We start from the raw sequence: 24,856 nt of genomic DNA, 5'->3' as shown, positions 1-24,856 counted from the left end.
GCTTACGCCGAAAGGCGCTTGCGGCCATGGGCGCGGCGAGCGGCAATGACCTTGCGGCCACCCTTGGTCGCCATGCGCGCACGGAAGCCGTGGCGGCGCTTGCGAACCAGCTTGCTCGGTTGATACGTCCTCTTCACGGCACATCTCCGGTCGATAAGGGGCAGCGGTGCTCGAAGGCTCGCGCCCGTCTGGTTAGAAAGGGGGTTGCCCCCGAAACTGTCTCGAAAAAACGATCAGCGCCCCAAAAGAGCGCTGTCAGCTTGCGGGCTTATGACGGAACGGAGGGGCAAAGTCAACGCCACTCTGGCCTTTGCGGCAAAAGAGACCGTCATGGGTATAACGGTGCCGCTTGCCGATCCGGCGGTCGCTGACGATATAGCGGAAACACAGTTCGGGTGAAAGAGTGGCAGCGGAAGATCATGGGCCTGAAGAGGGCCGGCTGGCGTCCAGTCCCTTGAAATACCTTCCCTTGGCGCTGGTTCTCATGGCCCTGGCCGCCGTTTTCGGCTCGGGCCTCCATCACAAGCTCAGCTTCGACACTTTCGTGCAATATCACGCCGAACTGCGCGCGCTCGTCTCGGAGCGTCCGGCCGCGATGCTTGGACTTTACGCCCTGGTCTATGTGGCGGCTGTAGTCCTTTCCCTGCCCCTGTCCGCCTTCCTGAGCACCATCGGCGGCTATCTGTTCGGCTGGCTCATCGGCGGCACCGCCGCCTCCCTGTCGGCGACCCTTGGCGGGACATGTTTTTTCCTGATCGCCCGAACGTCCCTGGGTCAGCCTTTGCTGAGGCGGGCAGGGCCTCGCATTCAGGAGTTTGCCGCGGGCTTTCGGCGCCAGGGGTTCAGCTATCTTCTGCTCCTGCGCCTCATTCCGGTCGTGCCCTTCTGGCTGACGAATCTGGGCGCCGGCTTCTTCCGCATGCGTCTCAGGAGCTTCATTCTGGCAACCCAGCTCGGCATCCTGCCGGTTTCCTTCGCCTTTGCCTTTGCAGGTTCGGGTCTCGAGCGGGTCATCCTCGGCCATCAGAGGCTGCGCGAGACCTGCCTCGCCTCCGGCCGGACGGACTGCGCCGTCCGCTTCGATGTCAAAAGCCTGCTGACGCCTGAGCTCCTGACGGCCCTCGGGGTTCTGGGAATTCTGGCCGTGGCCCCGGTCGCGATCCGGTATTGGCGGGGCCGTAAACGGGCGCCATGAAAATCCTTCCCGCAAGTCCTTGCCATCGCGAAGGGATTGAGGTTTCCGATCTTGCCGGCTTGGTTTATCCGTAACCCTACCTTCTCCGAGATGACGAAGAGCATTGCGGTGGAGTTTCTGAGGCCTTCGGCTCAGAATCCAGGGGTGCGGCGTCTGATCAGGTTCAATCGCCGCGTAGGATAAGGCGGGCATGAGTTACGAGCGGCCGCAAACATCGGGGCAGACCTGGGGACGGCGGATTTCGAGCCAGTTCGGGCTTTCCGCGCGCCTGCTCATGATGACGGTGCTCTTCGTGATGATCGCGGAAGTGCTCATCTATGTGCCCTCCATCGCGAATTTCCGCCTGACCTGGCTCAGCGACCGCTTGGCCGCGGCTCAGGTGGCCGCCATGGTGCTCGACGCGGCGCCCGAGGAAAACCTGTCCGAGGAACTCGAAATGCGCCTCCTGCAAGGTGTCGGCGCCAGAGCCATCGCCTTGCGCGGAGGAGGGCGGCGCAGCCTGCTCGCCATCAACGACATGCCCCCCGAAGTCGGCAAGAGCATCGACCTGCGGGATGCGAAATGGGTCGATCTCGTCAGGGATGCCTTCAGTGTGCTGTTCAACCCCACGGACAAACCGATTCGTGTGATCGGTCCCGGCATGGGCGTCGATTTCGTCGAGATCATCCTCGATCAGCGTCCCTTGCGGGATGCCATGCTCGACGTCTCCCGCAACATCCTGCTGCTCTCGCTTTTCATTTCGGGCACCACGGCGGGCCTCCTTTACCTGACCCTGCAATGGGTCATCGTGCGGCCTGTGCGGCGCCTGACGGGCAACATCGCGGAGTTCTCGGGCAATCCCGAGGATGCCTCCCGCGTGATCCAGCCGACCGACCGCGCCGACGAGATCGGCCTCGCCGAGCAGGCGCTGGCGAAAATGGAGACGACCCTCGCCGACGAGCTGCGGCAGAAGCGGCGCCTGGCGCAGCTGGGGCTTGCCGTGAGCAAGATCAACCATGAACTGCGCAACATGCTGACGACCGCCCAATTGCTCACCGACCGGCTGGAGCGCGTCAATGACGACACCGCCCAGCGCGTCGCGCCGCGGCTCGTGGCGACCCTCGACCGGGCCATCGCGTTCTGCGAGACGACGCTAGCCTATGGCCGTGCCACGGAGCCTCTCCCGCAACGCAAACTGATTCCCCTGGCGCCGCTCGTGGAGGATCTGTCGAATCTGACGGACCTCGCGCCGGAGGTGGGAATCGAGTTCGCCTGTCATGTGCCGCAGGACCTGATGGTGGATGCGGACAAGGACCAGCTCTCGCGAATCCTTGTGAATCTCGTCCGCAACGCGGTGCAGGCTCTCAGTCAGGCCGGCTCGCCCGAGGGGTCGCCCTGTATCGATGTTACGGCAAAGCGCGAGGGGCATGCCGCTGTCATCTTCGTTGAGGATAACGGGCCGGGAATCCCCGAGCGGGTTCGCGCCGATCTCTTCACGCCGTTCCAAGGCTCCACGCGCAAAGGCGGCACGGGCCTCGGGCTCACCATCGTCGCGGAGCTGGTCCAACTCCACGGCGGCACGATCTTCCTCGACGATCGCAACGGCAAGACGTGTTTCCGCATCACGATCCCCGATCGCACTACCAGCTACGACTGATTTCGAAGCTTATGCAAATTCTCTGCAAAGGAGGCTTGCCAAGGGCTCAAGAACCTTTTATGTCACCCGCCTCGGCCGATGTTGCTCCCCGCAACGAATTGCCGATTACGCGCCCGTAGCTCAGCTGGATAGAGCACCAGACTACGAATCTGGGGGTCAGAGGTTCGAATCCTTTCGGGCGCGCCATTTTTTCCTTTCTGAAAGCCTTACAAGTCTAACGGTTTGGACGGGAAAGCACCCTGTCAATCTGGGGCGCGCAGGCATCCCTTTCGGAGCTTCGATTCCTGGACGTCAGCGGGCGCCAGCCGATGGCTCCCTCGCCTTAATCCTCATGCGAGATCCTGACCGCCGCCACGCCGCCGATCGTCAGCATCGGCCTTGCCCTTCGAACCGGCTTTGCGCGCCTCATGGGCGCTGATGGTTTTCTCGATTTCCTTCAAAACGAACATCTTGCTGACGATTCCAAAGTAGTCTTTGGCAACGAACACCTCTTGCAAGGCAGCATTGAGATGCTAGGAGCCGCAGGTTGCAGTGCTCTCTTGACCTGCTCCGCGATATTCCGCTCTGCATACGTTTCCTGATGAAGCGAGAAGGTGATGCGATGAAGCCGGTTCTCCTGTCCTGGCAGTTCTGGGCTCTGCTTTCTGCGGCCTTCGCCGCGTTGACCGCCATTTTTGCGAAGGTCGGTATCGAGAACGTCAATTCCGATTTCGCGACTTTCATCCGGACCATCGTGATCCTGTGCGCGCTCGGCCTCATTCTTGTCGCGACGGGGCAATGGCAACCGCTGGGATCGGTTTCGGGCCGCAGCTATGTTTTCCTCCTTCTCTCCGGACTGGCAACAGGCGCTTCATGGATCTGCTACTTTCGAGCGCTCAAGCTCGGCGATGCCGCGCGGGTCGCGCCCATCGATAAGATGAGCGTCGTCCTCGTCGCTCTGATTGGAGTGGCGTTCCTGGGCGAGAAGCTCTCGATGCCGAACTGGCTCGGCGTCATGCTCATCGCACTCGGCGCGGTTCTTGTGGCGTACAAGGGCTGAGCGAAGCTCGAAGCGCTCTCTTTCGGGTGTCTAAAAAGCAGTCCCCACCTTCGGTTGAGACGTGTAGACTGCACCGCGAGAAGTGAGGAGGCTTTCATGCCCATCTTCTTGGACCGCCATAATCTGAAGGGCCTGACCGCCCTCGATATCGCGGAGGCGCATCGCAAGGACCTCGACCTTCAAGAGCAATATGGCGTCCGGTTCCTGACCTACTGGTTCGACGAGACGCGGGGCACGGCGTTCTGTCTCATCGATGCGCCGAGTATCGACATGGCGGTGCGGGTCCATGATGAGGCTCACGGCAATATTCCTAAGGATGTGATCGAGGTCGATCTGTCGGCGGTCGAGGCCTTCCTGGGGCGCGTCTCCGATCCTTCGCCCATGCACCCTCATGCGGAAACAACGGTCGACCCGGCGCACCGCACGATCATGTTCACGGATATTGTCGATTCGACCGCGATGACGGCCCGGTTGGGCGATGTGAGGGCGGTGGAGATGGTACGGGCACACGACGCCCTGGTCCGGCGTGCGCTGAAGGACAAGGGCGGTCGCGAGGTCAAGCACACGGGTGACGGAATCATGGCCTCATTCGACGAGATCGAGGCGGCCGTGGAATGCGCCAGGTCCATCCAGCAGGCATTCGATGCCTTCAATCTGGCAAGCCGGGAAAAGCTGCAGGTGCGGATCGGGCTCGATGCGGGAGAGCCCATCGCCGACAGTAACGATCTGTTCGGCGCGACCGTACAGATGGCGGCGCGCCTGTGTCAGAATGCAGAACCAGACAGCATCGTGGTGTCGGAGGCGGTCTCAGGACTGGTGTCGGACCGGTTCGAGATAACCCGTCTCGGGCATCGCAACCTGAAGGGGTTCGCGCTGCCGATCGCGATGTTCGAAATAAGCTGGCGTTAGATGCGCCGATGGGAAAGAAGCGCAGCGCCTCACGGAGATCGTGTTGCTGCGCTTCCGCGATGGGCCTCAGGCCTCTACCGCAGGAGTGATCCCGAGGTCGCTGAGCTTGGCTCGGACATCCGTAATGGAACGCTTCAGCTTCAGGCTGATGACGGAGGCGGGCATGCCTTCGCGAGCCAGAGCCTTGAGTGCTTGGACAGCTTCATAGGTCCACGGGGTATTGGCGGAATCCATGTCGTGCGTCTCCATTCCATTGGTCAATGGCCTGAGGCGGAGCGTCCACCTCAACTGAGGCAAGAAGATGAAAAATGGCTAGCGATGCCTCAGTTCAGCCGCAACCTTAGCCGGGGATGCGCGTTGCTTGTGAAGGCAACACCTGCAAGGAACTCGCCATGACTATCATCTGGACCATCATCATCGGCTTCGTGGCCGGCCTCATCGCCAAGTGGATCATGCCCGGCCGCAACGAGCCGTCAGGCTTCATCCTCACCACCATTCTCGGCATCGTCGGCGCCGTGGTGGCGACCTATCTCGGACGGGCAGTCGGCTGGTACGGGCCCGATGACGGCGCTAACTTCATCGGCGCCATTGTGGGCGCAATCATCGTCCTGTTCATCTATGGCATGATCGCAGGTCGCGGCCGTTCCACGACGACCTACTGATCTTGAATGAAGAGCGAGTGGGCCGCGCTTGAGGCACAGCCCACGCAGCTTGATCAGCGATGATGGCTCAATTGGCCGGCTTCATCATGGGAGCCGGCCAATGCCGCTTTGACTGGGCAGTTGCCCACATATCCACGCCAGGCGAGATACGAGCCGCCGGCAAGCGCCAGCAGGTTCAAGAGCGGATTAGGGCGCGGCTTCGCCGCCGCGGCGGCAAGACCGAGTCCCACCACCATATAGGCGCCACGCTCGACGGTGCTCAGATTCTGTTCTTCACTCATCCATGATCTCCTGTGGCCGGCATCTTCGCCAGGCTTGATCCCTGCAAACTGAGCAGGGAATGCGCAGGCCGAACGCGACGCGGAAGGGTGTTGTTCCGCTCGTTGTGGGAAGAGTCTAATCTGAGGGAACTGGGAAACTTGGCCATCGTTGAGTCAACTCTAAAGCCAAGGAGTTGTGAGATGGCAGCCAAAGAGAAGACCCTTGAAGACCTTTTCCTTCACACCCTGAAGGACGTGTATTACGCAGAAAAGCAGATCCTGAAGGCTCTGCCGAAGATGGCCAAGGCGGCGGAATCCGAAGAGCTGCGGCTTGCCTTCGAGAAGCACCGCGATGAAACGGAAGGCCAGATCGAGCGCCTTGAGCAGGTGTTCCAGATCCTCGGCAAGGCCGCTCGCGGCGTTCAATGCGAGGCCATCAACGGCATCATCGAGGAAGGCAAGGAAGTCATGGAAGACTTCGCCGAGAGCCCGGCTCTCGACGCCGGCATTCTCGCCGCCGCGCAAGCCGTCGAGCATTATGAAATCACCCGCTACGGCTCCCTGAAGACCTGGGCGGGAGAACTCGGCCTGCGCGATGCCGTGAAGCTTATCGAGCAGAACCTGGAAGAGGAGAAGAAGACCGATCTTCTGCTCACCAAGCTCGCCGAAGCCCGCGTCAACACCAAGGCAGCCTGATTAAGGAACCCATCCGAAGCCCCGCCCGAGTTGGGCGGGGCTTCGTCTATATCAGATCAATGCTGATGCGCCCTGCACGGTGCCACAATCGTATCGAGGGTCAGGCGCATGATGCCGGAAGGTTCGATCTCCAGCGTCGCTTTCATCGTATCCGGGTTCTCCACCAGATGCATGAAGGCAAGAAGCCTGAGACGCGCGAGAGGCGGCAAGGTGCCGAGAAGTTGAGCAAGGCTCTCGCTGAGGTTCTCAATCATCTCTTCCTGCACGAAAGAGGCGAGGGGCAGCTTCTCCTCAGGCCGCGACATTCGGCACCCGATCGAGAATGGAGAGGTCGGTGTCGTGTCGAACAAGGTAAGGTGAGCGCAGCCCCGCAAGCCTGCTGACATGAGCAAGGCTTTGCTCGGAGATCTGAATGGCTGCGGCAATGCAAGGCTGGCCCTCGATCAACTGCGGCAGTCCTAAAGGACGAACCTTGAAGCCCGCCTGCTGCCATCGGGGCAGCCACCACATCTCAACAACAACCGTGACTTCAGTCACTCTCTCCTCAAGGCAATATTTCTGGAACGCCGCCAGCAACCGGCAATCCGTTCTGCCAGTGCGCCGCTCTCTCACGATGAAATACCGAGTGCATTCAAGGATGCTTTCGCCTGAAAGGACTTCCTTTTCTTGAACGAGGAAAGGAAAGAACTCGCTGATCATGTGAGGCAGCAGGGTCGGATAGAGCCGTAATCCTCCGATGACCTTCCCTTCATCCAAGGCGATCAGATATGTTGCGTGGGCGTTGTCGTAAGCATCGATGTCCCGTTCGTCCGGGCGTTTCAAAGCTTGCCATTGCCGTTCTCCGACAAAGACTTTGTGCCTTAATCGAAAATATTCGTCCAGAAGACCTGCGTGAACCTTGGCGTCTTTGCCCCGAACAACCTGAATTAAGGACATATTTGCTCCTCCATATTTGGAGTAACAATGTCCACATTGGGGGTCGTTTGAATATTGTAGGAAATTACAGGTGCGGCGACGTCACATCTGGATAAGCCGATGCTGTAGCGCCCGTGCCACGGCATGGGTTTTATTGGCGGCGCTCAGCTTTAGGCAGGCACTCGTAACATGGGCGGTAATTGTACGCTCCGTCACGCCGAGGATTTCTCCCGTATCGGCCGCAGATTTTCCCATGGCAGCCCAACGAAGCGTTTCCTGCTCGCGCGCGGTCAGAGGGTTGGTTCGTGGGATAGGTGCCAGGATAGTTCGGACGCGCTCGAAAGCGTACATGGCCATCAGATGTATGGCGGGCTTAGTTTGGGGCGTCAGGTCCAGATGGGAGCCGCTCATGGACAGGCAGGCTTCATAGCCGTTCAAGCCATGGATGGGTAGGCAATAGCCTGCCCTCATCCCAAACGCGACGGCCTCTTTCATGATCTCGTGAGCTTTGGGATTCTGCTCAGGGTCATAAAGAGCCTCGGACCACTCGAAAGGTTGGACTGTCTGGCGGCACAGCTGAATAATGGGGTCATGCTGGGCATAACCTTGCTGAGTGTAGCGCTGATACCATTCAAGCGGCCACTTCTTCAGGAGAACAAGGCTTTCAATCCTTTGGTCATGATGGGGAAGGCCAGTCATGATGAAATTTTCGAAGCCGAACAAGGCGAGGGACCGCTCCATGGCGCCGATAACGCCCTGCGCGGACGGAATTTGATCTAATTTACCAATGAATTCAAAAGCTTCAGTGGCATGGTCGAAGCCATGACTAGACATTGGTGCCCTCAGTCGCTTCTCTATTAACAGCTGCATATTATATCAAAGCTACCATAAGTTTTAAAAGCGGTATATTCGTCCAAACTTGAGGAGCGCTAGGAGGCGCGGTTGCAGCAGAAGTCACCCAACCCCACCGATAGGCATATTGGGAGTCGGGTCCGGGCCCGACGAGTTATGCTTGGCATGAGCCAGGAGAAGCTTGCCGAGGCTCTGGGGCTCACCTTCCAGCAGGTCCAGAAATACGAGAAGGGCATCAACCGGATCGGAGCAAGCCGCCTTCTCAGTATCGCAGGCATCCTCGATGTGGGCATCGACTTCTTCTTCGAAGGCATTCCGGGGCTGCGGGCCGGGGGCTTTTCCGGCAACAGCATCATGGCCGAATTTCTTACCATCCCCGAGAGCGACCGCCTCGTGCGCAGCTTCGTGGGCCTGAAAGATGACGAAGCGCGCAGGAAGGTCGCCGATCTCGTCGACTGGCTGGCATCCACCCGTTAGTCCCGAACGGTCAAAAACTCTGTTGATTCAGGGTGAAAGACACGTGCACGTTTCGGAACCTGCCGCGCTTCTAATGGTTACCTCCGCACGATTAAGAGAGGTTGACCATGGGCTTGGGACAGCAAAACAGCGATAAGCAGCAAGACAACGGTTCCGAAGATTGGGATGCCCTGCGCGACGATATGGGCGACATGGCCGGAGCCGCTGTCGAGCGTGGCCGCTTTTTCATCGAATCCGCGCGTGAGCAGGCTTCCGATTACGCGGGCCGCCGCAAGGACGATGTCGCGCAATCGGTCGCCGATTTCGCGACATCGTTGAGAGAATCCACCCATTCCTTCGACGAGCGCCCGAATATCCGCGCCGTTGTGGACAGCGCCGCCGATGGCCTGGAGCAGCTTGCGGATTCCATCAGGGAGCGCACCTTCTCCGACATCTTCAACGACTTCGAGGAAGTGGTGCGACATCGTCCTGCAACGGTGGCGGCCGTGTCGGTTGCCGTTGGCTTTCTTGCGGCCCGTTTCCTGAAGAGCACAGCGGAAGACATGCGGCATGAACGCATGAATCCGCATGTTTCGGGAGGAGGCCATAATCGCTCCCGGCAGGCGCAACGCTCGGGCAACCGGGCGGGTGCATGACGGAGAGCGGTCATGCAGAGCAACGGTCAACAAACCATCCAGGGTCTCGTCGGTGAGGCCCTCCGCGAATCCACCGATCTCGCCCAGAAGGAGTTTGCCCTCTTCCGGACGGAAATCTCGCAGAACATTCGGACACTCTTCATTGGCCTTGCCATGATGGTGGTGGCGGCGATCTTTGCGATCGCTGCCGTCATGCTGCTGACGGAATCTCTTGTCGAATGGCTGGCAACCGTTCTCGATTCCGAGGCGCTTGCGGCGCTGATCGTCGGTGGCGTCATGGCGGTCATCGCCATCGGGCTTGGGCTATACGGACGCAGCGCCATGTCGTCCTCCACGCTCACGCCGCAACGGACAATGCGGTCTCTCAAGCGTGATGCGGAAGTCCTGTCCGAGAGAGGTGCATGATGACACAGAGCCTTCAGGATCTGGAGCGGGAGATCGAGCAAAGCCGCGCTCAGCTCGATCAGACCATCGACCGCCTTCAGAACAAAATGACCGTCTCTGGAGTCGTCGACGACATGCTCGGCACGGCACGCACCAGTCAATACGGCCCGGTTTTCGACCACGTGCTCGACACGGTTCGCCAGAACCCGGTGCCTGTCATGCTGATCGCCGCAGGTCTCGGCCTTTTGGCCTATCGCCTCGGTCGGCCGGTTCGACCGCGTCCGACGCGTCTGATCCCTGCCGATGAGGATTTCATCACGGAAGAGGATCTGGCGTTGAGCGGTAGCGATATGCGCGTTTACGGATCGGGTGCGGCTCCGCTGCAGGATCCGGACGATCATTCCTATCTGCGTCGTCGAATGAATCCCGGAATTTGAAGAACAAACAGGAGCTTTTCATGGCAAACAATACGAAGAACGAAAGCGGCAAATCCCAGATGGACAAGCAAAGCGAGACCGGAGCCGGAAAGGTTTCGGCTGGAACATCCGTTGGTAACATCGGGGAAGCTCCCATGCCGCATGCGCACGATGAGAAGAAGAGTGCGCAAAGTTCTACGCTTGCATCCCATACCTCTCAGCCCATGGGCGGCAATCAGGGCGATCGTTCAAGGGGCCAGTCGGCTCAGCGCAGCTTGCAGGACGACAAGTCCTCGATGACGGACAAGGCGCAGGGCGTAGCCGAAGACGTGCGTCATCGGGCCGAGGAAGCCTATGAAGGCGCTTCCGATTGGGCTCGCGATACCTATGAGCGTGCTTCCGACTGGGCTTCCGACACCTATGAAGGCCAGCGCCGTCGCGTCCGCAGCATGGGCGGGCGCTCGTCGAAGGCTTTCGAGCAGGCGCGCGGTGGCGTGCAGAACTACGCGTCTGAGAACCCGATGGTCGTGGGCCTCGTCGGTCTTGCCGCTGGTCTTCTGCTTGGAGCGCTTTTGCCGCGCACGCGCCGCGAGAACGAAGCGTTCGGTGAATGGGCCGATGAAGTCCGCAATCAGGGAGTTCGTTATGCGCGCGATGCCGCAACCCGCGGACGTGAATACGTGGAAGAAGCCTTCAATGGCGAGGATACCCGATTCAGCCGCCACGAAAGCGAGTTCGAATCCAATCGGGATACCAATCGTCACTAACCGCAAGCAATATGCATAAAAATAAAAGCGCCGGCAGCAATGCCGGCGCTTTTCTTATGAAGAAACGACAAGGGAGCAATCGTCGTCCCGCAAAAAATGGCAACGGTCACGGCAAGAAATGCGCGTACATCCGGCGTCATCCCTCGGCATCGTGACCGCATCTGACGGTTGCCCGTCAGCTGAATGAGAAATGGTGTCGATATTCGAAGATTTCAAGACGCGCGGTGAGAGGTCCTGCCAAGCTGTTTCGGGTTGTGTGTTCCGGCACGCATTCTTAACGATGAAGGCGTCAAAAGCCTGTATTTCCGCGGCAAAGCTGGAACCTGAGACTTTTCTATCCGTTTTCTCGGTGATTGGAATAGAGTTGCGTTCCTCCTGTCGTGGATCGGCAGTCGGCGTGTTTTCAAAAAGTCATTCAACGGAGCGATAGTGTGCGTATCTTGATCTTGGAGGACGACCCATTCATAGCGCTCGACCTTCAGACTATCCTAGAGACGGATGGTCATGAAGTCGTCGGTGTCTTCGATTCCGTGGACGATGCCTATGAGCATATCGAGGACAACTTCGATTATGCCTTACTGGATATTGATGTCGTCGGCGGCAAGAGCTTCGGCGTGGCCAGCGCGCTGATTGAGCGGCATATTCCATTCGCGTTCGTCTCGGCCTCTTCACCGGGTGAGTTGCCTCATTCACTTCGTGAGGCCGCTTTCATCCCGAAGCCGTTCGAGGAAAGGGCAATTCTCGAGTCGCTTTCCGACGCGCCCTGACGCGCTGATCCAACCGTTCAAGGTATCATTGTCCGTGACGACCACTGCGCGCCTAGGCTTCTGCTGCAAATACCTTCCCGAAGATGGCGCAGCGGATGTCGCGCGGCAGATGAATACCATGACCGTGACGATGACCTATCTTGCCAGGCTCGACGCGAAGGCTGCTTACGACAAGCTGCTCGCCGTCGTGTCGCATAATCTCGAAGCCGTCACACGGCAGATCGCCCACGTTTCGAAGCGCCCGAAACTGGAGCGCCTGCATCGCATGTCGAGCGATCTCCTGCCAGGATACACCCATACCAGTTGCCAACAGCTTTATCAGGATACGGATCTGCGCAACCTGATCGAGACGAAGCTGGCGCAGGCCGGAGAGCTTGCACGCAAACATGACGTCAGGCTCAGCATGCACCCTGGCCAGTTCTGCGTGATCGCATCCGCCAATCCCAATGCCGCGGCGAACGGGATCGCCGAATTCGAATACCACGTCGATGTTATGCGCCTCATGGGCTATGGCAACGGATGGCATCCGCACGGCGCGCACATCAATATCCACGGCGGAGCGAAGGCGCTGGGGGCCGAGGGAATCCGCGGCGGGCTCATGAACCTGTCCGAAACCGCCCGCAACCTGATCACCATCGAGAACGATGAGGTGAGCTTCGGCCTCGATGATCTTCTCCCCCTGGTGGACGACGTGCCCCTCGTCCTCGACCTGCACCATCATTGGATCAAGTCCGGGGGCGAATATATCGAGCCGGAGGATCCGAGGGTGGGGCTGATCATCCGATCCTGGCGTGGTGTCCAGCCCCTGAGCCACGTCAGCGTCTCGCGGGAAGCTCTGCTGCCGGCTTACGACATCCATGCCCTTCCTGATTTCCGGGCCCTTACGGAGGCTGGCATCAAGCCCAGGGACCTTCGCGCCCATTCCGACCTCATGTGGAACATGGCCGTCAACGATCTCGTCGCCCGGCACCTCACCTGGTCCGACTTCGAAGTCGAGGCCAAGATGAAGAATATCGCCTCCGAAGGGTTGGCCCTCCATATGCAAAAGACCTTTGGGGAACAAAGGCTTGCGGCGTCATCGTAATTTTATGTCGCGAAAAATGCCTGGTTTCCACAAGTGGTCTTCTGGAGGTCTGGAACCGAACCGCCCTAAAGGCGTTGTTGGACATTGTTCCATTGTTTGAGCACCCGATGTCTGAGAGCCAGTCCACAGTTCTTTTGGTTGAAGACGAGCCCCTCATTCGCCTCTTCATTTCCGAGCTTCTAGAGGAAGCTGGTTTCAAAGTGGTCGAGGCTGCTAACGCTACGGAGGCCCTGGTCCTCCTGGAGGCGGGATTGGGCGTCAACGTGCTCCTGACGGATGTGGATATGCCGGTTGGCTGCAATGGGTTCGAGCTTGCCCATAAAGTCCGTAAGTCCTGGCCAGAGGCCGAAATTTTGATCATGTCGGGCCGGCAGTGGCCTGCCCAGGGAGACCTGCCTCTGGGAGCTGCCTTCCTGGCCAAGCCCTGCCCGAACGAAGCCATCGTATCTTATGTCCATTCCGCTGCCGAACGGTCTAAGAGGTCCCATCTCTCGACCAAGTCTTATTCAGCTCCCTACGAGACAGGTAAGGTCGTTCCCTTTCCGAAAACCGCCTAAATTCCTGAAGTCTATCTTGCTGAAGGCGAAGAGCAGTCATAAGCTCTGCCGGAATTGAGCTTCCTTCGGGGGCGGGGGCCTAGAAAAAGTCTCCGGATTATCCGACCCAGGGAAGATCAATGAGCTGTCGAAGCCAGGATATCCGCCTGACGACAAGCTTTCCCATCCTACTCCCGGAGGAATACATGCCGACCAAGACCACAGACGGAAAAGCCGGAGCGAAGAAGGCTGCTGCCAAGCCCGCCGCCAAGAAGGCCGCTGGTTCCACGCCTAATGCTCTTCAGAAGCCCCTGCAGCCGTCCAAGGAGCTGGCAGTCATCGTGGGCTCGAACCCGATCGCCCGCGGCGAAGTGGTGAGCAAGATGTGGGAATACATCAAGAAGAACAACCTGCAGAACCCCGAGAACAAGCGCGAGATCATCGCCGACGACAAGCTGAAGCCGATCTTCGGCAAGCCCAAGGTGACCATGTTCGAGATGAACAAGCACCTCGCTCAGCACCTGAAATAAGACCATTAAGTCAGGAATCCTGCCGCCATTGCTTGAGCGGCAGGATTTCCGGCCTCTGCCCGGGCGCCCGTTTCCAGGGGTCCACGGCCCATTCCCGGCCCGATTCCTTCTCCGCGATGATGGCGGTGAAATGCGGGTAGCGCCCGTCGAAGAAGAAGCCCCGCGATTCCGGCTGCTCGACCCGGTGGTAGGTCAGCAAGCTCATGTCCTGCAGCACCAGCAGCAGGCTCGTCGTATTGGCCGTCTCGTCCAGACAATCCATCTGTCCGTGCACGTTCGACATCTGGGGTGGTGACCCCGGAACGTCCGGCTTGCCGCCAAGGCTTGCGGACACATAGGCCGTGTAGGTGCTCACGACCTGCGCCAAGGCTCGCCTCTCGGCCTCCGGAGAGCCGCCTCCGCCCCTCAAGAGAGCGCCGGCCCGGCTGATCCAGGCCCCGTCCACAGAAATCGCCAGGCGCCGCACGCAGCCATAGCCGTGGCAGGCGATGATCCGCGTGCCTGCCGGCGCCACATAACCCCTCTCCTGAAACCAGTTCTGTGGGCCTTGTGCCGCATGGGCGGGAGAAAATGCCGTCAGCGACAGGATGACCGAGAAGAGCAGTGGAATCGGTTTCATGTTGGGGTTACCTATGGCTCCGAAGCTGATCCGTATCCCCGGTCATCTAGGTCATATGCTCGCGCTGACTACCGTTACGGAATGGGGTCGCGCGTCGTCTCATTCGAGGTATCCATGTCCCGCATCGTGTTCCTGAACGGCTCCTTCCTGCCCATCGAAGAGGCCAAAGTGGATTTCATGGACCGAGGCTTCATGTTCGGCGACGGCATCTACGAGGGCGTGGGCGTTCTCGGCGGACAGCTCGTGGACAACGAAGGACATCTGGAGCGCCTGGAGCGGTCCCTGAAGGAAGTACGGATCGCCAATCCCTATACCCGCGCCGAGTGGACCCGCCTTCAGGAGGAGCTTGCGCGCCGCAACGGGATGGAGGAGGGCTTCATCTACTTCCAGGTTACGCGCGGCGTGGCGGAGCGCGATTTCGCATTCCCCGAGAACGTGCCTCCCACGGTCGCCATGTTCACCCAGGCCAAAGCCATCGCGGCCGCTCCCGCAGCCGAGACCGGCATCGCGGTCATTACCGTGCCGGACATGCGCTGGAAGCGCCGGGACATCAAATCGATCAATCTGCTCGCGCAGGTTCTCGCCAAGCAGGCGGCCAAGGAGGCCGGCGCCCAGGAAGCCTGGATGGTCGAGGACGGCTATGTGACCGAGGGCGGCTCCTCGAGCGCCTTCATCGTCACCAAGGCTGGGCGCATCGTGGTGCGGCCGCTTTCCAACTCCATCCTGCCCGGCATCACGCGCCGGTCCATGCTGGCTCTCTCCGAGCAACACGGCATCGGGCTGGAGGAGCGCCTGTTCACGGTCGAGGAGGCTTATGAGGCGGCGGAAGCCTTCCTGACCAGCGCCTCCAACTTCGTGCTGCCGGTCGTCTCCATCGATGGCCGCCCCGTGGCCGACGGCAAGCCCGGCCCGATCACCCGAAAATTGCGCGAGACCTATCTTCAGATGGCGGCCGCGCCGCGCCTTGCCGCTGAGTAATTGAAGCGGAACCGCTTCGTGGATCGCCCGTTGCCTCCTCTGCAAAGGAGCGATCCATGAAGCGAATCCTGGTTCTTTCCCTCGCCATGGCCGGTAGCTTCACCGCCGCCATGGCGCAGAACCCCGAAGTTCTCCAGCAGCAGGCGCCGAACATGCCGCCACTGCAGAAGATGCCGCTTGAGAGGGTCGAGCCCAAGGAACCGGCCGAGACAGGCTCAACGGGCGGCAATCTGAGCGACAAGCTTCAGCAGAGCGATGGCGTCATTCGTCCGCCGCAGACGGCCACGCCCGATATCAGGGTGCCCGCGCCGGTGCCTGAGCCAGGCACGACGCCAGTCATCCCCCCGCCCGGCAGCCCGGGCGGGGATCCACAAATTCAGCCTAAATAAGTGTTTTGATCAGGAAGCGGCGGGGGCAGCACGGTTCTGCTTGCCGCCCTTCTTACGCCGCTGCTGCTGATTGCGGTTGTTCGAGCCGCGTGGCTCCGCCATGCCGTTGCCCGTCATCACCTTGGCCGCGACCTCTGTGATCTGGCGGCGCAGTTCCTCATCCTGGCTGCCGAAGCTTTCCTGAGAAACCAAGCGCTCCTGAGCCTCATCGCGCTCGGCTTCGATCTCTCGGATCCGCTGCTCCAGAATAAGGCCGCGCTCATGCTCGGCGGCGACATTCTTGACGAGTTCGGCCAGGCGCTTGCGTTCTTCGGTCAGCTCAAGATGCCGCTCCTTCAGAGCCCGCTCGAAATCGTTGCCGCGCGCCGCCTGTGTCATCAGGCGGGTTTCGAGGTCGGAAATCGCGATGCGCCTGGCATCGAGATCGCTCAAGGCGGCCGTCAGCCGCTGGTCCGTCTCGGCATATTGTGTTTCGAGGCGCGCAAGCTTCTCCACGGTGTGGATGAGCTCAGTCTTGGTCCTGCTCCGGTCCCCGTGCGTCAGGTCCAACTCCATGCGCGTCTTGGACAATTCATCCAGGGTCGCGCGATGGGCATTCTCGAGGGTAGACAATGTTTCGCGCGTTCCATTCAGGAAGGTCCTGGTCTGCGCGAGATCCTGATCCGTCACATCGAGCCTGTCTTGGGTCGAGGCGAGATTTCTTTCCAGTTCCGCGATAGTCTTGTCACGCTCGGTGAGGGCGCTTTCCATGGCCTCGATCCGCACGGCCCGACGACCGAGCTCTTCCATGCTCTGGTGCTTGGTGGCCATGGCTTCTTCCGCCTTGCGCTCGATTCGCCGCTGCAGCACAGCGAACTCGGCGCGCAGATGGTCCTTCTCCGCCGTCAGCTCGGAGATCGACATGGGAAACAGCGCCTCGGCCCTTCGGCGCGCGAGGCGTTCGGCGCGGGCATTGATGGCGGGAATGATAAGAAGGGCGATGAGGGATGCTGCTACAAACCCCAGCGCGAAAATCATGATTGTTTCGACCACGCGGACGCCAACTCCAAAATGCCTGACCGGTAACGCCCAAGCACCTTGCCTTGTGCCCGCGCAGCTTTCCAGGGACATCGTGCCCCGGCCTGCCGGTTCTAGTGCATTTCAGGGAGGTTTCCACTAGCGCGGAGACAAGTCTGCGCCGGCTTTAACCTCAGAAGGGGTTCCAGGTCGGCTCGGGGGTGAATTTCAGGTAGCCCATGTTCACGCCGAGTCTTGCCCCGACGCCTGCCCGGATCGGGACCACGATCATCTCGTCTGCGGCCGCCGCCGTCACGCCGAAGCCGCCGATGAAATAGGCCGAGCCGTCGATGCCCACGAAGCGCTTATAGAGGGCTTCCGTAAAGGGCATGTTGTAGACCAGCATCATGGTCCGGGCGCCCTCGCCACCGAAATCGAAGCCGATGGACGGCCCCTGCCAGAAGACGCGGCGCTCGCCGGCATTGCGGGTGAACAGCTTCCCCTCGCCATAGCGGAGACCGCCGATGATGGCGCCGGAGGCCTCCTGCCCGAGGATATAGCCGTTGGGCTCACCCCAGCGGCTGATGGCCTCCTGAAGCGCCAGCGCGAGGCCACGAGAGGCGGAACCGAAGAACTGATGGCCGGAATCCACCAATTCGTTGGAATTGAAGGATTCAGGCCGGCCAGGATTCGGCGCATAGGCTTGCTGGACCCTCTGGGCCGAGGCCTGCATGGGTAAAGCACTGAGAGCGGCAAAAGCGGCCGCGGCCAGAAACGGGATTCGGGAGCGCATAGGCTATCTCCTCGTCTTGAGACAGGGGACGATCCGGCCGCGCAGGGCCGGACGGCTTCTATCGAACCCTGAATTTACGAGCATCAACCCTAACAATCTCTGTACGAGACGTTCATTATTGCCGCAGGGGAATGTTTAGGCGGCTGCCACAGGCAGGTCGAGCTGCTGTGCCAGAGTGGTGTCGCCCATGGCGGCGAAGGGACCATTGCGATAGCCCCGATCCTCGTGCCCGTAGGTGAGCGGAATGCTGCCCGGGCCGACCACGCTGCCGCCGGCGCAGCAGAGAATATGGTCGCCCGCCGCCGTGTCCCATTCCATGGTCGCGCCGCAGCGCACATAGACATCCGCTTCGCCGGAGGCAATCAGGCAGAATTTCAAGGCGGAAGAGGTCATGCGCCGAGTGCCGATGGAGAGCACGGACAGGCAGGCCTCCGTGGCGACATCGCCGTGACGGCGGCTCACCAAGGCGACGAGGCCATCCTCAGGGGCGTTGCGAACTTTCGCCTCCTGCCAAGCAAAGCCGCTCGCCAAGTCCGCGGGGAGGGGGCAGGTCCAGGCTTTGGTCCCAGCCATCCAGATCGAGCCCATGGCCGGCGCGGAGACAACCGCCGCGATCGGTCTCTTGCCCCGAATCAGGGCGATATTGACGCTGTATTCTCCGGTGCCGTTCAGGAAGTCGCCGGTGCCGTCCAAAGGATCGACCAGGAAGAAGTAGTCTGCTGTGCTCGCCGTGCTCGCTGTCTCCTCGGCCACGATGGGGATGCCGGGCCAAGCTTCGTGAAGGCGCTTGATGATCAGCTCCTCGGCCGCCAGATCGGCTGCCGTCGTGGGGCTTCCGTCCTCCTTGAGCCGTTTGTCGATGAAGGCATTTTCCAACCCACGCAGAACGTTGCCGGCCTCCCAAGCGATATGGGCCAGTCGCTGGGCGATTTCATCGGGATTGGAGTCATCGAGACGCATCATTGATTTGTGCCTGCTCTGGTAAGATCTGTCGATCTCTTTTGACTGCTTTCCAAAGAACTCGTAGCCGGGTATCCGGTTCACGTTCTCTTTCCTGTTTGGCGTTATTCATGGCGGATGAAATCCTGAATTTCATGAATCCAACGCTGAACTTACGGTGCTTCCGGAGCCCTCATGGCCACCATTTCCCTTGATTCGCTCGACCTTGCCGCTCTTCTCTGCTCGCGCGTCTGCCACGACGTGATCTCGCCGGTCGGCGCAATCGTCAACGGCCTCGAGGTCCTGGAGGACGACAGCGACACCTCCATGCGCGAGTTCGCCCTCGACCTGATCCAGAAGAGCGCCCGCCAAGCCTCCGCCCGCCTGCAATTCGCCCGCCTCGCCTTCGGCGCAGCCGGATCGGCCGGAGCCTCCATCGATCTGGGCGATGCCGAGCAGGTGGCGCGCGGCATGTTTCTGGATGACAAGATCACCTTCTCCTGGTCGTCGCCTCGCCTGCTGTTCCCCAAGAACCGGGTCAAGCTCCTCCTCAACCTGATCATGATCGCCATCACCGCCATTCCGCGCGGCGGCTCGATTGCGGTGACGGTAACGGGCGATGCGGAGAGCTGCCAGTTCGAGATCCGCTCGAAGGGCCTGAACGCGCGCATCCCCGCCCATTCGCAGGAGCTGCTCGCCGGCCATTCCGAGACCGGCACGGTCGACGCGCACGGCATCCAGATCTACTACGCCGGCATGGTGGCGCGCGAATCCGACATGACCATCGCCTTCAGCATCGAAGGCGATGAGGTGACGATCAAGGCAGTGACGGCCTGACATCATCCTGATTGTCATCCCGGACGAAGCGTAGCGAAGATTCGGGATCGCTCTCAGGATAAAACACTGTCATCGCCGCGAAGGCGCGAATGACAGTGGAGGCGTATCGTTTCTTTGCAATCGCATTCCACAAAAACAAAAAGCCCGGCGATGTGCCGGGCTTTTTTATTCTCGTTGTCGTATCGCTTAAACCGCGACGCGCTCTTCGGACTCGTTCGGCTCGCGCAGCACATAGCCGCGGCCCCATACGGTCTCGATGTAGTTCTTGCCCTGCGAAGCATTGGCGAGTTTCTTGCGCAGCTTGCAGATGAACACGTCGATGATCTTCAGCTCCGGCTCGTCCATGCCGCCGTAGAGATGATTGAGGAACATTTCCTTCGTCAGCGTCGTGCCCTTGCGCAGCGAGAGCAGCTCGAGCATCTGATATTCCTTGCCGGTCAGATGCACGCGTGCACCGCCGACTTCCACCGTCTTCGTGTCGAGATTGACGACGAGATCGCCGGTGGTGATCACCGATTGCGCATGGCCCTTCGAGCGGCGCACGATCGCATGAATGCGGGCGACCATCTCGTCCTTGTGGAAAGGCTTCGTCAGGTAATCGTCGGCGCCGAAGCCGAGGCCCTTCACCTTGTCCTCGATCCCGGCCATGCCGGAGAGAATCAGGATCGGAGTCTTCACCTTCGCGACGCGCAACGTGCGCAGAACCTCGTAGCCGGACATGTCGGGCAGGTTCAGATCGAGAAGGATGATGTCGTAATCATAGAGCTTGCCGAGGTCGATGCCCTCTTCGCCGAGATCCGTCGTATACATGTTGAAGTTCTCGGACTTCAGCATCAGCTCGATGCTTTGCGCAGTTGCGCTGTCGTCTTCGATCAGAAGTACGCGCATGTTCAATCCCCAGCCCATGCCCTTGAGCTTTCGAGCGGCCTCTTGCCACCCATCCGCCGCCGGGCTTGCGACGGATGCCCTTTTGAACTGATTCGTAACGCTAGTTTGGAATGGTTAACAAACCCTGATTCATGCATGCAAGCGCTTAACGACTTGGCCGTGCCATTCTGTCGTTCAAAGCCGTCTCGCCGTACCCTCAGGATGACCATACGTAACCGCCCGCTCCAGGTGAAACCATTGCAAACGAAGGATTTCGTCTGCACCTGGTCGAGACTCGTTGAGAGCCGCAACCGTGACGGCGAACAGTGTTAACGAAATCGGTAAACGAAAGGTTGACGAGCTGTCCGGGGAAGGCCTTTGGATGAGCATTTGCGGCTATGGATTTGTACCGGCAGCACTTTTCCTTCGCGTCGGTAAGGAAAGGTCAACTTCCATGCGGGATGATGTCTCATACCGGACGGATAACTGAGCGATCCGCGAGGGACCTGAAACAGCGACGTGTGGAGTTGAATCAAGATGAAGTCGCGGGATACGCTCATCCGCCTCAAGCGCTTTCAAGTCGACGAGAAGCGTCGCCGCGTGGCGCAGATCGAGATGATGATGGCCGAGTTCGACCGCATGGCGGCTGACCTCGACCGGGAAATCGCAGCGGAAGAGCACAAGGCCGGGATCTCCGATCCTAACCATTTCGCCTATCCGACCTATGCTCGCGCCGCTGCCCAGCGGCGGGACAACCTTCGCATGTCGGCTCAGAACCTGAACACCCAGCTCGACGACGCCAAGGCCGAACTCGGCGAGGCGTTCGAGGATCTGAAGAAGGCCGAAAGCCTGGAAGACCGGGAGCGCTCGGGCGAGCGCAGCATCGACCCGGCGATCAGCCAGTCCGGTCAGGCCCGCCTGCTTCGTGCGACGGCCTGAGATCCTTCCCTACAGCTTTTCAAAAGGACGCGCCGCAGCCCGGCGCGTCCTTTTATTTTATCGCTCATCCAAGTCTGGTACGTGGTCGGCGGAATCGCGCGGCAGGAAGCCCGCAAGACGCGGATCGTCCGCGACCTCGATGGCGCGCTTGTAAGGTTTGAAACCGGCTCGTCTGTAGAATGCCAGAGCGCCCGGATGATCGAGGGTGCAGGTGTGCACGAAGAAGCGGCGGATCGGTTCGGCAAAGGCTCGGCGGATGGCCTCCTCGATGAGAAAACGACCGGTGCCCTTACCGATGATTCCGGTCGCGAGACCGAGGAAAGCAAGCTCCGCTTCTCTGTCCGACCGGAAATCCAGTTCCAGAAGGCCGACATCTCCGGTTCCGTCATGCAGGGCGAAGGCCTTCACTTTCGGATCGCCGATGATCGCGGCGAGCTCCGCTTCAGGCATGACTGCCCGGCTGAACCAGAGCCAGGGCTCACCGATCCGGCGGTATAGAGTTCTGTAGCGCTCGACGTCCGCCCCGATAGCTTGAAGCGTCCAGCCTGACGGCGCCGGGGTATTCGATAGGCGAGGGGGGACGCGCATCTCCAGATAGGTGACGATGGCGGCGACTTTGCCCGGCGGCAGGTCCGTGTAACCGTCGAGGTTCAAAATGGTGTGAGGTTCCGTCATGGGCCACCGTCTCCAGATTGAGATCAGGCTGCCGCTGTCTCACGGGCAGGCCACAAGGGCAACCATGCGCGAGGCCTGCCCATGCCTGCTCGCGCCGAATTGTTCACCCAAGGGCTATATGTCCGCCCGCTTGTCGGCATCACCCTCTTGCGGAATAAAGGGATTGTGAGCAAAGAAGAGAGAACGAGGGAGCGCTGCCGTTTTGATGAAGAATGTGCGTGAGTTCATCTGGCCCTTGATCGGGCTTGCGGCTGTCGTCATTTCCTGTTGGCTCCTGTATCGAGAGCTACGCGGCATATCCCTCGACGACGTGTGGGACAGCCTGACCGCCGTGCCGGCTCATCGCTATGCCCTGGCTGGCCTCTCTACGCTTGTCGCCTATGCGGCCCTTGCCTGGTACGACCGGATCGCGCTGCTCCATCTCGGCGTGCGCCACATCTCGTGGCTGTTCGTCTCGGTCACCTCCTTCACGACCTATGCCCTGTCGCACAATATCGGCGCTTCGGTTTTCTCAGGTGCCGTTGTCCGCTACCGGGCCTATACGTCCAAGGGCCTGAGTGCGACCCAGATCGCGGTGCTCGTCGCTCTGTGCTCCTTCACCTTCGGGCTCGGCACCATCCTGCTCGGCGGCGTAGTGCTGACCGTCAATCCGGACCTGTTGCACAGGCTCGAGGATCTCATGCCCTCGGCCCTCACCAATCCGGCCACCGCCCGCGTCGTCGGCATCATGCTGCTCGCCTTCGTCGCCCTCTACGTGGTCGGCTCAATCCTGCACCTGCCGCCGCTGGCCATCCGCAAGATCAAGCTGGAATACCCACGCCCGGCCATCATGGTTCGGCAGCTGATTGCCGCGCCGCTGGAGTTATTGGGCGCCGCCGGCATCATTTATTTCGTCATGCCGGCCCATCTTGAACCGAGCTTCATCGTCGTGCTCGCCGTGTTCCTGGCCTCCTTTTCGGCGGCTCTCGTCAGCCATGCGCCCGGCGGACTGGGCGTTTTCGAACTTGTCTTCCTGACCGCGATGCCGGACATTCCGCAGCCGGACGTGCTCGCGGCGCTCATCATCTTCCGCTTGTTCTACCTTCTGATCCCCTTCGCCCTGTCCCTCGTCGTCGTGCTGATGTTCGAGAGGGCGCGTCTGGCCCAGGCCTGGCGCGGCCGGGCTCAGGTGGATTCGAGCTCTGTGCCGCCGCCCCCGCTGCATTCATCCGATAAATGACGATGTTCTGGCGCAGGCTGCGCTTCGGCCTTTCGACCCTGCTCGGCTTGAAACGGCTAGGCTTCTTCATCCCCTACCGTTACGCCGAGAGTGTGGAGGCCGAAGACTATCCGGCCCTGCGCCCACTCTTCGAAGAGGCGATTCAGCGCTTCGATACGGTGCTGGCCGCCGTCGAAAGCCATACCCCGGACCTCGAGCGCATTCTGAAGGGCGAGGGGCCTGCCCGTTTCGACCAAAGCTGGTTCCCGCGTCTCGATGCCGTGGCGGCTTATGCTCTCGTGCGTCGGGAGAAGCCTGCCAGGATCGTCGAGATCGGTTCCGGCCATTCCACCCGCTTCATGGCTCAAGGAGTAGCGGATGGCGGGTTGCCGACGCGGATCACCTGCATCGATCCGGCACCCCGCGCGGTTCTCGGGAAGCTCAAGGTGGAGCATAAGCCGGTCCTGTTGCGCGATGCTGAGCCCGGCATCTTCGAGAGCCTGGCAGCCGGCGATATCCTGTTCATCGATTCAAGCCACATCGCCATGCCCGGCACGGATGTGGATCGCCTGTTCCTCGATGTGCTGCCGCGCCTGGCAGCCGGCACGCTGGTCCATATCCACGACATCACCCTGCCGGACGCCTATCCCAAGACTTGGGAATGGCGCGGCTACAACGAGCAGCTTCTGGTCGGAACGCTTCTACAGGGCAGGGGATTCGAGCTGGTCTTCGCGAGCCATTATGTGGCCAAGCACCATGCGGCGGCCCTGGCGAACGGCATCCTCTCCCGGATCCCGCTCATGTCCGGGGCTCATGAAACCAGCGTCTGGTTGAGAAAGCGTTAGGCCGCTAAGGCCGGCTTCTGTCCGGGCTCGGGCACCTGGACGCCCGCCTGCACATATTCGTTCAGCTTGTTGCGCAGGGTTCGGATCGAAATGCCGAGGATGCGCGCTGCATGGGTCCGGTTGCCGAGGCAATAGGCCAAGGTGTCCAGGATCAGGTGGCGTTCCACATCGGCGATGGTGTGCCCCACCAGAATACGCCGCAGCGCCTCCACGGCCTGATCGGCAGCGGTGGACGGCGGATGACTCGCAAATGTCGATGCGAGGTCTTGCTGTTCCGGCATGTCCTGGGTGCTGAGCACGATTCGAACCTATCCATCTAAGGGGTAAGGATTTATGCCCATCTTATGGTTAGGAAGGTCTTAACGGGACAGCCTTCCGAATTGAATTTCCGCAACGGAAACAAAAAAGGCGCCACCTGGTGTCAGGCAGCGCCTCATTGTCTGTCGCATTCGAGCGTTCGGCTTACTGCCGGTATTGCTGAATGCGGGTGGTACGCAGTCCGGCGAGTCCATGCTGGTCGATGGACATCTGCCAACTCAGGAATTCGTCGGTGGTCAGCGCGTAGCGCTGACAGGCTTCCTCAAGGCTCAGGAGTCCGCCGCGAACGGCGGCAACAACTTCGGCCTTGCGGCGGATGACCCAGCGGCGGGTGCTGGAGGGAGGCAGGTCGGCAATCGTCAGGGGACTGCCATCGGGCCCTATGACATACTTGACCCTAGGGCGGTGGGGTTCGGTCATGATACGCTCACACAAAAATTCAACGACCTTGATAGGCTCGAACTTACAGGGTGGGGCTTAATGTTTTCCTAAGCCGTCCAGACGGTTACGAGGATGTCTAAACTTAGCCATAAACGTTAACTTTGACTTATTGCCGCACACTTTCCTTTTAAGAATTGTGGCGCATGAGCATCGGCCCCAAAAATGAAAGGCATTCTCGGGCTCTACTCTGGTGCTCAACTTTAGGAAGGGCGCATGGCTGAGATGCCGGCCCGCAGGGCGGTACCGGCGACCGAATGGCCAC

34 protein-coding genes, 1 tRNA gene and 1 pseudogene are annotated in these 24,856 nt (G+C 60.3%); 22 read left to right on the top strand and 14 right to left on the bottom strand.

The features are described from left to right. Positions 1-2 precede the first annotated feature (2 nt). The gene (gene rpmH, locus AB4Y85_RS03445; RefSeq protein ID WP_027314822.1) at positions 3-137 is read right to left on the bottom strand and encodes a 50S ribosomal protein L34; all 135 of its coding nucleotides are present in this window, start codon (positions 135-137) and stop codon (positions 3-5) included. Positions 138-454: 317 nt separating this feature from the next. On the opposite strand from rpmH, the gene AB4Y85_RS03440 reads away from it, so the two are divergent. The 5 genes from AB4Y85_RS03440 (at position 455) to AB4Y85_RS03420 (ending at position 4,779) form a co-directional block, all read left to right on the top strand. Next, complete coding sequence (locus AB4Y85_RS03440; RefSeq protein WP_441983453.1) at positions 455-1,195, top strand: TVP38/TMEM64 family protein; 741 nt, start codon at positions 455-457, stop codon at positions 1,193-1,195. A 190-nt stretch (positions 1,196-1,385) separates the two neighbouring features. Beyond that, the gene (locus AB4Y85_RS03435) at positions 1,386-2,831 is read left to right on the top strand and encodes a sensor histidine kinase (RefSeq protein ID WP_441983452.1); all 1,446 of its coding nucleotides are present in this window, start codon (positions 1,386-1,388) and stop codon (positions 2,829-2,831) included. Between the two features lie 109 nt (positions 2,832-2,940). Further along, positions 2,941-3,017: transfer RNA gene (locus tag AB4Y85_RS03430), tRNA-Arg, on the top strand. A 415-nt stretch (positions 3,018-3,432) separates the two neighbouring features. Then, positions 3,433-3,870, top strand: coding sequence for an EamA family transporter (locus tag AB4Y85_RS03425; protein ID WP_441983451.1), 438 nt, complete (start codon positions 3,433-3,435; stop codon positions 3,868-3,870). Between the two features lie 96 nt (positions 3,871-3,966). Next, entirely contained in the window at positions 3,967-4,779 is an 813-nt protein-coding gene (locus AB4Y85_RS03420; RefSeq protein WP_441983450.1) for a nickel-binding protein, read from the top strand. A 66-nt stretch (positions 4,780-4,845) separates the two neighbouring features. On the opposite strand, the gene AB4Y85_RS03415 is transcribed toward AB4Y85_RS03420, so the two are convergent. Further along, positions 4,846-5,013, bottom strand: a complete 168-nt coding sequence (locus tag AB4Y85_RS03415; protein WP_441983449.1) for a hypothetical protein — start codon at positions 5,011-5,013, stop codon at positions 4,846-4,848. A 158-nt stretch (positions 5,014-5,171) separates the two neighbouring features. Here AB4Y85_RS03415 and AB4Y85_RS03410 point away from each other — a divergent pair, with 158 nt between their 5' ends. Beyond that, complete coding sequence (locus AB4Y85_RS03410; RefSeq protein WP_441983448.1) at positions 5,172-5,441, top strand: GlsB/YeaQ/YmgE family stress response membrane protein; 270 nt, start codon at positions 5,172-5,174, stop codon at positions 5,439-5,441. Between the two features lie 53 nt (positions 5,442-5,494). On the opposite strand, the gene AB4Y85_RS03405 is transcribed toward AB4Y85_RS03410, so the two are convergent. Continuing rightward, positions 5,495-5,722 (bottom strand): YgaP-like transmembrane domain, encoded by a 228-nt coding sequence (locus tag AB4Y85_RS03405; RefSeq protein ID WP_441983447.1) that lies wholly within the window; start codon positions 5,720-5,722, stop codon positions 5,495-5,497. 180 nt (positions 5,723-5,902) lie between these two features. Here AB4Y85_RS03405 and AB4Y85_RS03400 point away from each other — a divergent pair, with 180 nt between their 5' ends. Then, positions 5,903-6,397, top strand: a complete 495-nt coding sequence (locus tag AB4Y85_RS03400) for a YciE/YciF ferroxidase family protein (RefSeq protein ID WP_441983446.1) — start codon at positions 5,903-5,905, stop codon at positions 6,395-6,397. Positions 6,398-6,453: 56 nt separating this feature from the next. Here the strand turns inward: AB4Y85_RS03400 and AB4Y85_RS03395 are convergent, their stop codons facing one another. From AB4Y85_RS03395 to AB4Y85_RS03385, 3 genes are all read right to left on the bottom strand, one after another. Beyond that, complete coding sequence (locus AB4Y85_RS03395) at positions 6,454-6,702, bottom strand: hypothetical protein (RefSeq protein WP_441983445.1); 249 nt, start codon at positions 6,700-6,702, stop codon at positions 6,454-6,456. Next, positions 6,689-7,333 (bottom strand): acyl-homoserine-lactone synthase, encoded by a 645-nt coding sequence (locus AB4Y85_RS03390; RefSeq protein WP_441983444.1) that lies wholly within the window; start codon positions 7,331-7,333, stop codon positions 6,689-6,691. Before AB4Y85_RS03390 ends, AB4Y85_RS03395 begins: the two co-directional genes overlap by 14 nt. Before the next feature lie 81 nt (positions 7,334-7,414). Beyond that, entirely contained in the window at positions 7,415-8,146 is a 732-nt protein-coding gene (locus AB4Y85_RS03385; protein WP_441983443.1) for a helix-turn-helix transcriptional regulator, read from the bottom strand. A 108-nt stretch (positions 8,147-8,254) separates the two neighbouring features. Between AB4Y85_RS03385 and AB4Y85_RS03380 the strand changes: the two genes are divergently transcribed. The 9 genes from AB4Y85_RS03380 (at position 8,255) to AB4Y85_RS03340 (ending at position 13,760) form a co-directional block, all read left to right on the top strand. After that, positions 8,255-8,641: a helix-turn-helix domain-containing protein gene (locus AB4Y85_RS03380; protein WP_441983442.1), complete on the top strand. Its 387-nt coding sequence runs from the start codon at positions 8,255-8,257 to the stop codon at positions 8,639-8,641. A gap of 107 nt (positions 8,642-8,748) precedes the next feature. Further along, entirely contained in the window at positions 8,749-9,276 is a 528-nt protein-coding gene (locus AB4Y85_RS03375) for a hypothetical protein (protein ID WP_441983441.1), read from the top strand. Positions 9,277-9,288: 12 nt separating this feature from the next. Further along, positions 9,289-9,681 carry a phage holin family protein gene (locus tag AB4Y85_RS03370; protein WP_441983440.1) on the top strand — a complete coding sequence of 131 codons (393 nt, stop codon included), beginning with the start codon at positions 9,289-9,291 and terminating at the stop codon, positions 9,679-9,681. Next, positions 9,678-10,097, top strand: coding sequence for a DUF3618 domain-containing protein (locus tag AB4Y85_RS03365; protein WP_441983439.1), 420 nt, complete (start codon positions 9,678-9,680; stop codon positions 10,095-10,097). Before AB4Y85_RS03370 ends, AB4Y85_RS03365 begins: the two co-directional genes overlap by 4 nt. 20 nt (positions 10,098-10,117) lie before the next feature. Further along, positions 10,118-10,843 (top strand): hypothetical protein, encoded by a 726-nt coding sequence (locus AB4Y85_RS03360; protein ID WP_441983438.1) that lies wholly within the window; start codon positions 10,118-10,120, stop codon positions 10,841-10,843. 431 nt (positions 10,844-11,274) lie between these two features. Continuing rightward, positions 11,275-11,610 (top strand): response regulator, encoded by a 336-nt coding sequence (locus tag AB4Y85_RS03355; RefSeq protein WP_441983437.1) that lies wholly within the window; start codon positions 11,275-11,277, stop codon positions 11,608-11,610. A 34-nt stretch (positions 11,611-11,644) separates the two neighbouring features. After that, on the top strand, positions 11,645-12,694 hold the full coding sequence (locus AB4Y85_RS03350; RefSeq protein WP_441983436.1) for a UV damage endonuclease UvsE: 1,050 nt from the start codon (positions 11,645-11,647) through the stop codon (positions 12,692-12,694). 107 nt (positions 12,695-12,801) lie between these two features. Beyond that, positions 12,802-13,251, top strand: coding sequence for a response regulator (locus AB4Y85_RS03345; protein ID WP_441983435.1), 450 nt, complete (start codon positions 12,802-12,804; stop codon positions 13,249-13,251). A 185-nt stretch (positions 13,252-13,436) separates the two neighbouring features. Beyond that, entirely contained in the window at positions 13,437-13,760 is a 324-nt protein-coding gene (locus tag AB4Y85_RS03340; protein ID WP_441983434.1) for an SWIB/MDM2 domain-containing protein, read from the top strand. 10 nt (positions 13,761-13,770) lie between these two features. On the opposite strand, the gene AB4Y85_RS03335 is transcribed toward AB4Y85_RS03340, so the two are convergent. Further along, positions 13,771-14,379, bottom strand: coding sequence for a hypothetical protein (locus tag AB4Y85_RS03335; protein WP_441983433.1), 609 nt, complete (start codon positions 14,377-14,379; stop codon positions 13,771-13,773). Between the two features lie 114 nt (positions 14,380-14,493). On the opposite strand from AB4Y85_RS03335, the gene AB4Y85_RS03330 reads away from it, so the two are divergent. Next, entirely contained in the window at positions 14,494-15,357 is an 864-nt protein-coding gene (locus AB4Y85_RS03330) for a D-amino-acid transaminase (RefSeq protein ID WP_441983432.1), read from the top strand. A gap of 56 nt (positions 15,358-15,413) precedes the next feature. Beyond that, on the top strand, positions 15,414-15,746 hold the full coding sequence (locus tag AB4Y85_RS03325) for a hypothetical protein (protein ID WP_441983431.1): 333 nt from the start codon (positions 15,414-15,416) through the stop codon (positions 15,744-15,746). Positions 15,747-15,755: 9 nt separating this feature from the next. Here AB4Y85_RS03325 and AB4Y85_RS03320 read toward each other — a convergent pair whose 3' ends face one another. The 3 genes from AB4Y85_RS03320 to AB4Y85_RS03310 all read right to left on the bottom strand — a co-directional run bounded on the left by AB4Y85_RS03320 (position 15,756) and on the right by AB4Y85_RS03310 (position 18,498). Continuing rightward, on the bottom strand, positions 15,756-16,778 hold the full coding sequence (locus tag AB4Y85_RS03320; protein ID WP_441983430.1) for a hypothetical protein: 1,023 nt from the start codon (positions 16,776-16,778) through the stop codon (positions 15,756-15,758). A 157-nt stretch (positions 16,779-16,935) separates the two neighbouring features. Beyond that, a complete protein-coding gene (locus tag AB4Y85_RS03315; RefSeq protein ID WP_441983700.1) occupies positions 16,936-17,475 on the bottom strand; it encodes a DUF1134 domain-containing protein in 540 nt (179 codons plus the stop codon). 195 nt (positions 17,476-17,670) lie between these two features. Beyond that, positions 17,671-18,498, bottom strand: coding sequence for a 3'(2'),5'-bisphosphate nucleotidase CysQ family protein (locus tag AB4Y85_RS03310; RefSeq protein ID WP_441983429.1), 828 nt, complete (start codon positions 18,496-18,498; stop codon positions 17,671-17,673). Positions 18,499-18,669: 171 nt separating this feature from the next. On the opposite strand from AB4Y85_RS03310, the gene chpT reads away from it, so the two are divergent. Next, on the top strand, positions 18,670-19,311 hold the full coding sequence (chpT, locus tag AB4Y85_RS03305; RefSeq protein ID WP_441983428.1) for a histidine phosphotransferase ChpT: 642 nt from the start codon (positions 18,670-18,672) through the stop codon (positions 19,309-19,311). A 186-nt stretch (positions 19,312-19,497) separates the two neighbouring features. On the opposite strand, the gene ctrA is transcribed toward chpT, so the two are convergent. Further along, complete coding sequence (ctrA, locus tag AB4Y85_RS03300) at positions 19,498-20,199, bottom strand: response regulator transcription factor CtrA (protein WP_441983427.1); 702 nt, start codon at positions 20,197-20,199, stop codon at positions 19,498-19,500. 516 nt (positions 20,200-20,715) lie between these two features. Here ctrA and fliJ point away from each other — a divergent pair. Continuing rightward, on the top strand, positions 20,716-21,117 hold the full coding sequence (fliJ, locus tag AB4Y85_RS03295; RefSeq protein WP_441983426.1) for a flagellar export protein FliJ: 402 nt from the start codon (positions 20,716-20,718) through the stop codon (positions 21,115-21,117). A gap of 57 nt (positions 21,118-21,174) precedes the next feature. Here the strand turns inward: fliJ and AB4Y85_RS03290 are convergent, their stop codons facing one another. After that, positions 21,175-21,792: a GNAT family N-acetyltransferase gene (locus tag AB4Y85_RS03290; protein ID WP_441983425.1), complete on the bottom strand. Its 618-nt coding sequence runs from the start codon at positions 21,790-21,792 to the stop codon at positions 21,175-21,177. A 205-nt stretch (positions 21,793-21,997) separates the two neighbouring features. Here AB4Y85_RS03290 and AB4Y85_RS03285 point away from each other — a divergent pair, with 205 nt between their 5' ends. Next, positions 21,998-23,011 (top strand): lysylphosphatidylglycerol synthase domain-containing protein, encoded by a 1,014-nt coding sequence (locus AB4Y85_RS03285; RefSeq protein WP_441983424.1) that lies wholly within the window; start codon positions 21,998-22,000, stop codon positions 23,009-23,011. Positions 23,012-23,013: 2 nt separating this feature from the next. Then, the gene (locus tag AB4Y85_RS03280) at positions 23,014-23,835 is read left to right on the top strand and encodes a class I SAM-dependent methyltransferase (RefSeq protein ID WP_441983423.1); all 822 of its coding nucleotides are present in this window, start codon (positions 23,014-23,016) and stop codon (positions 23,833-23,835) included. On the opposite strand, the pseudogene AB4Y85_RS03275 reads toward AB4Y85_RS03280, so the two are convergent. Beyond that, positions 23,832-24,113 (bottom strand): annotated as a pseudogene (locus AB4Y85_RS03275) (helix-turn-helix domain-containing protein); the annotation flags it as partial. The gene AB4Y85_RS03280 and the pseudogene AB4Y85_RS03275 sit on opposite strands and share 4 nt — an antisense overlap. 184 nt (positions 24,114-24,297) lie before the next feature. After that, the gene (gene sciP, locus AB4Y85_RS03270) at positions 24,298-24,573 is read right to left on the bottom strand and encodes a CtrA inhibitor SciP (protein ID WP_441983422.1); all 276 of its coding nucleotides are present in this window, start codon (positions 24,571-24,573) and stop codon (positions 24,298-24,300) included. Between the last annotated feature and the right edge of the window lie 283 nt (positions 24,574-24,856).

The organism is Microvirga sp. 2YAF29 (assembly GCF_052114605.1).
Taxonomy (GTDB): Bacteria; Pseudomonadota; Alphaproteobacteria; order Rhizobiales; family Beijerinckiaceae; genus Microvirga.
The sequence above is the reverse complement of the archived record's forward strand: the minus strand, read 5'-3'. Positions and strand labels throughout refer to the sequence as shown.

What these genes read in the sequence shown, in the direction of transcription:
- AB4Y85_RS03435 (WP_441983452.1), top strand. Translation starts at nt 1,386, where the DNA reads ATGAGTTACGAGCGGCCGCAAACATCGGGGCAGACCTGGGGACGGCGG.
- AB4Y85_RS03425 (WP_441983451.1), top strand. Translation starts at nt 3,433, where the DNA reads ATGAAGCCGGTTCTCCTGTCCTGGCAGTTCTGGGCTCTGCTTTCTGCG.
- AB4Y85_RS03420 (WP_441983450.1), top strand. Translation starts at nt 3,967, where the DNA reads ATGCCCATCTTCTTGGACCGCCATAATCTGAAGGGCCTGACCGCCCTC.
- AB4Y85_RS03415 (WP_441983449.1), bottom strand. Translation starts at nt 5,013, where the DNA reads ATGGATTCCGCCAATACCCCGTGGACCTATGAAGCTGTCCAAGCACTC.
- AB4Y85_RS03410 (WP_441983448.1), top strand. Translation starts at nt 5,172, where the DNA reads ATGACTATCATCTGGACCATCATCATCGGCTTCGTGGCCGGCCTCATC.
- AB4Y85_RS03405 (WP_441983447.1), bottom strand. Translation starts at nt 5,722, where the DNA reads ATGAGTGAAGAACAGAATCTGAGCACCGTCGAGCGTGGCGCCTATATG.
- AB4Y85_RS03400 (WP_441983446.1), top strand. Translation starts at nt 5,903, where the DNA reads ATGGCAGCCAAAGAGAAGACCCTTGAAGACCTTTTCCTTCACACCCTG.
- AB4Y85_RS03395 (WP_441983445.1), bottom strand. Translation starts at nt 6,702, where the DNA reads ATGTCGCGGCCTGAGGAGAAGCTGCCCCTCGCCTCTTTCGTGCAGGAA.
- AB4Y85_RS03390 (WP_441983444.1), bottom strand. Translation starts at nt 7,333, where the DNA reads ATGTCCTTAATTCAGGTTGTTCGGGGCAAAGACGCCAAGGTTCACGCA.
- AB4Y85_RS03385 (WP_441983443.1), bottom strand. Translation starts at nt 8,146, where the DNA reads ATGTCTAGTCATGGCTTCGACCATGCCACTGAAGCTTTTGAATTCATT.
- AB4Y85_RS03375 (WP_441983441.1), top strand. Translation starts at nt 8,749, where the DNA reads ATGGGCTTGGGACAGCAAAACAGCGATAAGCAGCAAGACAACGGTTCC.
- AB4Y85_RS03370 (WP_441983440.1), top strand. Translation starts at nt 9,289, where the DNA reads ATGCAGAGCAACGGTCAACAAACCATCCAGGGTCTCGTCGGTGAGGCC.
- AB4Y85_RS03365 (WP_441983439.1), top strand. Translation starts at nt 9,678, where the DNA reads ATGATGACACAGAGCCTTCAGGATCTGGAGCGGGAGATCGAGCAAAGC.
- AB4Y85_RS03360 (WP_441983438.1), top strand. Translation starts at nt 10,118, where the DNA reads ATGGCAAACAATACGAAGAACGAAAGCGGCAAATCCCAGATGGACAAG.
- AB4Y85_RS03345 (WP_441983435.1), top strand. Translation starts at nt 12,802, where the DNA reads ATGTCTGAGAGCCAGTCCACAGTTCTTTTGGTTGAAGACGAGCCCCTC.
- AB4Y85_RS03340 (WP_441983434.1), top strand. Translation starts at nt 13,437, where the DNA reads ATGCCGACCAAGACCACAGACGGAAAAGCCGGAGCGAAGAAGGCTGCT.
- AB4Y85_RS03335 (WP_441983433.1), bottom strand. Translation starts at nt 14,379, where the DNA reads ATGAAACCGATTCCACTGCTCTTCTCGGTCATCCTGTCGCTGACGGCA.
- AB4Y85_RS03330 (WP_441983432.1), top strand. Translation starts at nt 14,494, where the DNA reads ATGTCCCGCATCGTGTTCCTGAACGGCTCCTTCCTGCCCATCGAAGAG.
- AB4Y85_RS03325 (WP_441983431.1), top strand. Translation starts at nt 15,414, where the DNA reads ATGAAGCGAATCCTGGTTCTTTCCCTCGCCATGGCCGGTAGCTTCACC.
- AB4Y85_RS03315 (WP_441983700.1), bottom strand. Translation starts at nt 17,475, where the DNA reads ATGCAGGCCTCGGCCCAGAGGGTCCAGCAAGCCTATGCGCCGAATCCT.
- AB4Y85_RS03310 (WP_441983429.1), bottom strand. Translation starts at nt 18,498, where the DNA reads ATGATGCGTCTCGATGACTCCAATCCCGATGAAATCGCCCAGCGACTG.
- chpT (WP_441983428.1), top strand. Translation starts at nt 18,670, where the DNA reads ATGGCCACCATTTCCCTTGATTCGCTCGACCTTGCCGCTCTTCTCTGC.
- ctrA (WP_441983427.1), bottom strand. Translation starts at nt 20,199, where the DNA reads ATGCGCGTACTTCTGATCGAAGACGACAGCGCAACTGCGCAAAGCATC.
- fliJ (WP_441983426.1), top strand. Translation starts at nt 20,716, where the DNA reads ATGAAGTCGCGGGATACGCTCATCCGCCTCAAGCGCTTTCAAGTCGAC.
- AB4Y85_RS03290 (WP_441983425.1), bottom strand. Translation starts at nt 21,792, where the DNA reads ATGACGGAACCTCACACCATTTTGAACCTCGACGGTTACACGGACCTG.
- AB4Y85_RS03285 (WP_441983424.1), top strand. Translation starts at nt 21,998, where the DNA reads ATGAAGAATGTGCGTGAGTTCATCTGGCCCTTGATCGGGCTTGCGGCT.
- AB4Y85_RS03280 (WP_441983423.1), top strand. Translation starts at nt 23,014, where the DNA reads ATGTTCTGGCGCAGGCTGCGCTTCGGCCTTTCGACCCTGCTCGGCTTG.
- sciP (WP_441983422.1), bottom strand. Translation starts at nt 24,573, where the DNA reads ATGACCGAACCCCACCGCCCTAGGGTCAAGTATGTCATAGGGCCCGAT.